5 protein-coding genes and 1 pseudogene are annotated in these 6,498 nt (G+C 50.7%); 4 read left to right on the plus strand and 2 right to left on the minus strand.

What is annotated here, in order from left to right; all coding sequences use genetic code 11:
- Positions 1-45: 45 nt before the first annotated feature.
- Complete coding sequence (locus tag KYK14_RS21050) at positions 46-447, minus strand: BrxA/BrxB family bacilliredoxin (RefSeq protein WP_281421372.1); 402 nt, start codon at positions 445-447, stop codon at positions 46-48.
- A gap of 199 nt (positions 448-646) precedes the next feature.
- Here KYK14_RS21050 and KYK14_RS21055 point away from each other — a divergent pair, with 199 nt between their 5' ends.
- The 3 genes from KYK14_RS21055 to KYK14_RS21065 all read left to right on the plus strand — a co-directional run bounded on the left by KYK14_RS21055 (position 647) and on the right by KYK14_RS21065 (position 4,262).
- Positions 647-940, plus strand: a complete 294-nt coding sequence (locus tag KYK14_RS21055; protein WP_185281223.1) for a hypothetical protein — start codon at positions 647-649, stop codon at positions 938-940.
- 149 nt (positions 941-1,089) lie between these two features.
- Entirely contained in the window at positions 1,090-2,148 is a 1,059-nt protein-coding gene (locus tag KYK14_RS21060; protein WP_219161653.1) for a tetratricopeptide repeat protein, read from the plus strand.
- Positions 2,149-2,174: 26 nt separating this feature from the next.
- Positions 2,175-4,262 carry an OmpA family protein gene (locus KYK14_RS21065; RefSeq protein ID WP_219161654.1) on the plus strand — a complete coding sequence of 696 codons (2,088 nt, stop codon included), beginning with the start codon at positions 2,175-2,177 and terminating at the stop codon, positions 4,260-4,262.
- 34 nt (positions 4,263-4,296) lie between these two features.
- Here KYK14_RS21065 and KYK14_RS21070 read toward each other — a convergent pair whose 3' ends face one another.
- Complete coding sequence (locus tag KYK14_RS21070) at positions 4,297-5,820, minus strand: hypothetical protein (RefSeq protein WP_185281226.1); 1,524 nt, start codon at positions 5,818-5,820, stop codon at positions 4,297-4,299.
- A gap of 403 nt (positions 5,821-6,223) precedes the next feature.
- On the opposite strand from KYK14_RS21070, the pseudogene KYK14_RS21075 reads away from it, so the two are divergent.
- Positions 6,224-6,498: pseudogene (locus KYK14_RS21075) on the plus strand (hypothetical protein); the annotation flags it as partial.

Consider the following 6,498-nt stretch of genomic DNA (forward strand, 5'->3'; position numbering starts at 1 on the left):
GTCTACAAAATCCGACTAATCCGTCTAATCCGAAAGAATCCGTGATTAGCAGTACTCCTCGAAAGCGCCTTGCAGGTTGTTAGCGATGCGCATCATGTCGTTGCCTTCGATGTGATAGCGCTCAATCATGTGCACCAGCTCGCCATCTTTGAACAGGGCGATGCAGGGCGACGAGGGAGGGTAGGGTAACAGGTGCTCGCGCACTTTATTCACCGCGTCGGCTTCCATACCGGCAAATACAGTTACCAAGCGGTTGGGCTTTTTATCGGCGCTGGCTACGGCTAGCTTCAGAGCAGGGCGGGCTTTGCCAGCGGCGCAACCACATACCGAGTTCACGGCCACCAGCACAGTGCCTTGGTCGGGATTGAGGGCGGCGTCTACTTCTTCGGGGGTCATCAGTTGCTCGAAGCCAGCCTCTACGAGGTCTTGGCGGATAGGAGCGACCATGTATTCAGGATACGTTGCCATTGCGTGAAATGGGCTAAATGAAATAAAATCAACGATTGACTCTCAGCAGAGTATCGCAAAAATACGGAAACTCCGCTATGCAAGAGACATTTGCTGTGACAACCACAAAGAAGACGCCACGGTTTACCAAACCTTGTTTTTCTGCGTAGACAAGAAAAAACTACAGCTCTCCTCCCGTATGAATCGCACGCAATTCACTGCTACCCTTACCCAATCGGAGCCGCCCGCTGGCCTTACCCCTTTGCTTGAAGCCCTGTGGTATGCCGGGCGAGATGAGTGGCACCGCGCCCACGCCATTGCGCAAGACCACGAGGATGACCCAACATACAACTGGCTCCACGCCTGCCTCCACCGCCAAGAAGGTGACCAGACAAACGCTGCCTATTGGTACCGTCGGGCTGGGCGACCAGTGCACACAGGCTCGTTGCGGGCCGAGTGGGAAGAGCTGGTGCGCACACAGCTACCACAGTAACTGATCTGGTCTAGCCTCCCAAATTTGGTCTGACAATTTTGTTCTGCCTCGAATAAATTATACTAATAAACGAATCTTCAGGCAGTTAGCGCAACGCTACGCAATAGAAGTTATATTTATTCCGCGTTGGTACGGTCCGGCGGAAAAGTATGCGAAAGATAGTTGCGTTCACCTTTACCCTGTTGTATGCCGGCGCGGCTCATGCACAGGTAGACACTGTACGAGCCACTACCCTCCCGCCCGACCAACTGGCGGAGAAGCTCTACAATAGCGGTGTAGCCAAGTACAACCAGAAAAGCTACCGCGCCGCCCTACTCGATTTTGACAAGGCACTGGCCGCAAAGCCGGAGTTTGCCAAAGCGTATTATAACCGCGCTACCACGCGCTACGAGCTGCAAGAGTACCAGCCCGCCGTGCAGGACTACGACCACGCTATTCAGCTGGAGCCAACCGGCACCTCCTACTTCGGGCGGGCGCAGGCTCGTGAGGCGCTAAAGCTGCGTGACGAAGCCGAGCAGGATTATACGAAAGCAACGGAACTGCAAGCTGGCTATGCACCCGCTTGGTACTACCGGGGCGCCTTGCGCTTCGAAAAAGCTGATTACCAAGCTGCCCGTGCTGATTTTGATCAAGCTATCAAGGCCGATCCTACCTACGCCTATGCGTACCATGATCGGGGTAGCACCCAGCGCCAACTCGGCAATTATCCGGCTGCCATTCAGGATTACACCAAAGCCCTGTCGCTTCAGCCTGATTTGCTGCCGGCCTTGCTCAACCGCGCGGCTACCCGTCGCCGCGCTGGCGACTTGAAAAGCGCATTGGTTGATTATAATGAGTATCTGAATAAAAAAACAGATAACGCCGTGGCCTACTCCAACCGCGGCGCAACCCGCTACGAGGCCGGCGACTACCAGGGCGCTGCCGATGACTTCAGCAAGGCCGTGGCGTTGCAGGCCGACTATGCATTTGCCTGGAACAACCGTGCCGCCGCCTACCTCAAGCTGGAAGAGTATAAAAAGGCTGCGGCTGACGCCAACAAGGCCATTTCGCTGAATCCGCAATATGCCGAAGCCTACCTCAACCGTGGCCACGCCCGCGAAATGCTACGCGATGCCGGCGGCGCCTGCCAGGATTGGCGCAAGGCCGCTGAATTAGGCTTGGAAATTGGCAAGACATACGCGGCCAACTCGGGCTGCAACGGTGATTAATAAGTGAACGGCTGATTTTAGTGACGATGCAACAACATTTACGCTTTCATGCGTCTACTTCCGCAAACCGCTGGGGGAAACTGGCGCTGGCTTTTTGTGGCTTTCTATTCACGCTGACTACACAAGCGCAAAGCGTGGAATTCAGTAAAGACCGTTTCGGAAATGATAAGGAAGGATTGAAGGCCGCCCAACGCGAGTTGAAGGAAGGCGACGAATGGTACGATATGGACCCTTCGCGCTACGAGCTAGCCCTGCCACACTACCTTGCTGCCCAGAAGTTCAACCCTGATAATGCCCAGCTCAACCTAAAAATCGGGGACTGCTACCTGCACTCAGGCTTCAAGCCGAAGGCACTGGCCTATTTGCAGAAGGCGTATAAGCTCAACCCTGATGTGGACCCGACCATCCACTACCTACTTGGGCGGGGCCTACACCTGAATGCGCGTTGGCCGGAGGCCATTAAAGAATATAAAGCAGCTCAGCCCAATGCCAGTAGCAAGGACAAGGCAGCTTGGGCAGCAGATATTCAGAAGAAAATAAAAGAGTGCGAAAACGGGCAGCAATTCTTACGCAAGCCCGCACGCGTGTTTATTGATAATGCCGGCGCCGGCGTCAACTCCCCTTACCCCGACTATGGTCCGGTGATTTCGGCCGATGAATCGGTTATTCTGTTCACGTCGCGCCGCGCTACCTCTACAGGTGGCCAGAAGGACCCCGAAACAGGTGGTTTCTTCGAAGATATTTACCAAAGCACACGCCTACCCGATGGTCAATGGAGTCAGGCCATGAACCTGAGTGCACCTATTAATACCGATGGTCATGATGCGACCGTGGGACTTGCTCCCGATGGACAGCGCCTGCTGGTATATGTAGAGGACAATGGTGGTGACCTACACGAAAGCGAGTTGCACGGTACCGAGTGGCGCAAGCCGCAAACGCTGGGCACGCGCATTAACAGCCGTGGGCACGAATCGTCGGCGGCCTACTCGCCCGATGGTCGTACGCTCTATTTCGTAACAGACAAGGAAGGCGGACTAGGTGGGCGCGATATTTACCGCATTCAGCCCGAAGGCCGTGGCCCCGCGCAAAATCTCGGCCCTAATATTAATACGCCCTACGGCGAAGAGGGCGTCTACCTACACCCCGATGGCAAGACCATGTACTTTTCCTCTGAGGGTCATAACTCGATGGGCGGCTACGACATCTTCAAATCGGTATACGAAAAAGGGCAGTGGAGCAAGCCCGAAAACCTGGGCTGGCCGATTAATACGCCCGACGATGACGTGTTTTTCGTAATTTCCGCTTCCGGGCGCCACGGTTACTACTCTTCTTTCCGGGAAGATGGACTAGGCTCCAAAGACATCTATCAAATTACATTTCTCGGCCCCGAAAAGGCACCTGTGCTTAATCAGGAGGACCAGTTGCTGGCTTCGCGGGCTCAGCCGGTGAAGGAAACGCTACTGGCCGCGGCCGTACCCATTGCCACAGCACAGGTTACCATTCTAAAAGGTACCGTAACGGATGATATGACTCACCAGCCTATTGAGGCTACGATTGAGGTAGTAGATAACGTACTCAATCAGACCATTGCCGCCTTCCGGGCCAATGCGCAGTCGGGCCGCTACCTAGTGTCGTTGCCTTCGGGCGTGAACTACGGTATTGTGGTTCGCCAGGATGGCTACCTGTTCCATTCCGAAAACTTTGATGTGCCAGCTGGTGCTGCTTACGCCGAGGTTATAAAAGACATTGCTCTCAAAAAGGCAGACCTTGGCGTGAAGGTGGTGCTGAATAATATTTTCTTCGATTTCAACAAAGCCACACTCCGTCCCGAAAGCACTGCGGAGCTGGAGCGTCTGCAAAAACTGCTGGCCGAAGCCCCTACCCTTCGCTTGGAAATATCCGGCCATACTGACAACGTAGGCAAAGCCGATTATAACCAGGACCTGAGCCAGCGTCGCGCCAAAGCCGTGGTCGACTACCTTACTCAACATGGTGTAGCTGCCACCCGCCTCACCGCCGCCGGCTACGGCGATACCCAGCCCGTAGCTCCTAATACAACGGATGCCGGCCGGCAGCTCAACCGTCGCACCGAATTTAAAATAACAGGAAAATAAAAAAGGTGGGTCTGCTTAAGCAGGCCCACCTTTTTTATTTTTTCAGTTTTCGTTGCGGATCTACATCATACCATTGGCGCAGAATGTCCAGCGTCAGCAGCCACAGGTCTTCGTAGGGAATAACCTCAATCTCTGAGAAGGCCTCGCCGGGCTGCGCTACTTCGCGCAAGCGCTCTAATAAGGATTGCCCTTTTTTAGTACTATTCTTCAAGCTGAAGTCTTCTTTTACCACTAACAACAGCATCCGCAGGAAAAGCTGGCTGCGTAGGGTAGCCGCATCACGCAGGTGACGCTGCTGGTACTTTCGTAGCCCCTCCAGTCGAGCAAGCAGCGCATCAGTTTCATGATTGCGCAGATAGTACAGAAACTGCAGAATTAGGATAGCAATGTTGTATCCCTGCTTATCTCGACTGAAATCAGGTACCGATTGTACAAACCGGGCGAAGTGCATAGCCCGTAAAGGCGAGCTTTCCGGAAAAACAAAGTGCAGATAGGCTTCAAACAAGTCCCAGCGCTGCTGAGCTGCTACTCGCTGTTTGCGGTAGTAAGGGTTTTTGTGTGCAGCAGCCAGCAACTCCCGCGCCTGGGAGTACTTTCCTGCGTGCATGGCTAGCAGGAAGTAGTGCTCCATGAAATAAAACCAGTTGCCCGAAGAATAGTGAATATCAAGCAAAAACTTCTCCGCCAGCTTCAACCCTTTATGCACCTGTCGGCTTCGCAGATGTGCATATACACTCATGAAATTATTAAACCGCTTATCAAAGCGCTTCTGATTGATCTTTCCCCGCTCCCATTGCCGGTTTACTTCGGCTGTATACTTGATGATGTTGTTGTAGTCACCGGTTAATTCGTACTCACTTATTTTACTGAAATACAATGAATTAAATGTATTAAAGCTTTTGGCTTTCTTATATAAACCTTCAAGCTCAGCTATATATCTGGACATTTTCTCTAATAGGACCCGGCGTGTTTGCACATTATGCGCCGATGACATCCTAATATCCCAGTAGATATGTTCTGCGAGTTCTTCTAAATCAGAAATTTCCTGAAGCCTCTTCAACTTCACCGAAATCGAAGCAAAACGCGTAGGCTGACGCCTATCTACATATAGCGTACGTAATGCCCGCGCACTGAGTATACTATATGTTGTAAACTCAGCCTCCACAGCAATACGCAAGCATTTGCGCATCATCTTCTCAGATAGCGTATACTCTCCCTCCAGCTTAAGAATATTTGCTTGGTGAAAAAGCTGAATACATTGCGTTTCGTAATTCCTAGAAACTGGAAAACGCGGATCGTTATGGTCAAGAAAGTATAGATTATTCAGTAATTTTTGCTGAACACGCGATTTGAGTTTACGATAGGAGGCGTAAGTGCTTTCTGTCGCATTACCATATAACTCCTTTATAATTCTTGAAGAGGTTGCTTCTGGTTCTTTTTCTAGCAAATAAACAAGAGCACTCTCCTTACTTCCCTTCCTATCTGCTAAGTTCAATAGAGGTGACATAGATATTTTTCTATCTGTCACAATTTTAACAAGATTATTCAAGTCATCCATTACAAAAACGCATCTTACGATGTATTATATAAGAAAAATAATACAATCAAGCAATATAAAACTAGTCACAATTAAATCAATTATAACCTTTCAAGCTAACTTAACCGTATCTTTTTTTACGAGGTTGTAATCTATATTCTATATATATCAATAATGTCACATTTCTGCGATTGCAAATCACGTCTTATTTAAGAAAAAAATATAAAAATCAATATTTCATATAAATAATGCAAAAAATACTAATAAAATAGCTAGTCCTAATAAGACTATACCCTTCCTTTATCAGGGGTGGAAATCGCTACAACTTTGTGTCGTTCAATTACTTGAGTCACACACAAAACAAACAATAGCCATGTTCCAGCTCCTCGCTATCGCTCTTTTTCAGGTTGCTTCTTTCACTAGCATGACGTTTCATACTAGTGATAATTCATTGGTTAAATCAGAGAGCAGAATTACTGGCAGCGGTGGCTGGGGCAACAGCGATGTAGCACGCACTGGCAGCGGTGGCTGGGGCAACAGCGATGTAGCACGCACTGGCAGCGGTGGCTGGGGCAATAGCGATGTAGCACGCACTGGCAGCGGCGGTTGGGGCAATAGCGATGTAGCCTTTTCAGGTCGTGGTGGCTGGGGCAATAGCGATGTAGCACGCACTGGCAGCGGTGGCTGGGGCAATAGCGA

It is taken from the genome of Hymenobacter profundi (assembly GCF_019334315.1).
Lineage (GTDB): Bacteria > Bacteroidota > Bacteroidia > Cytophagales > Hymenobacteraceae > Hymenobacter > Hymenobacter profundi.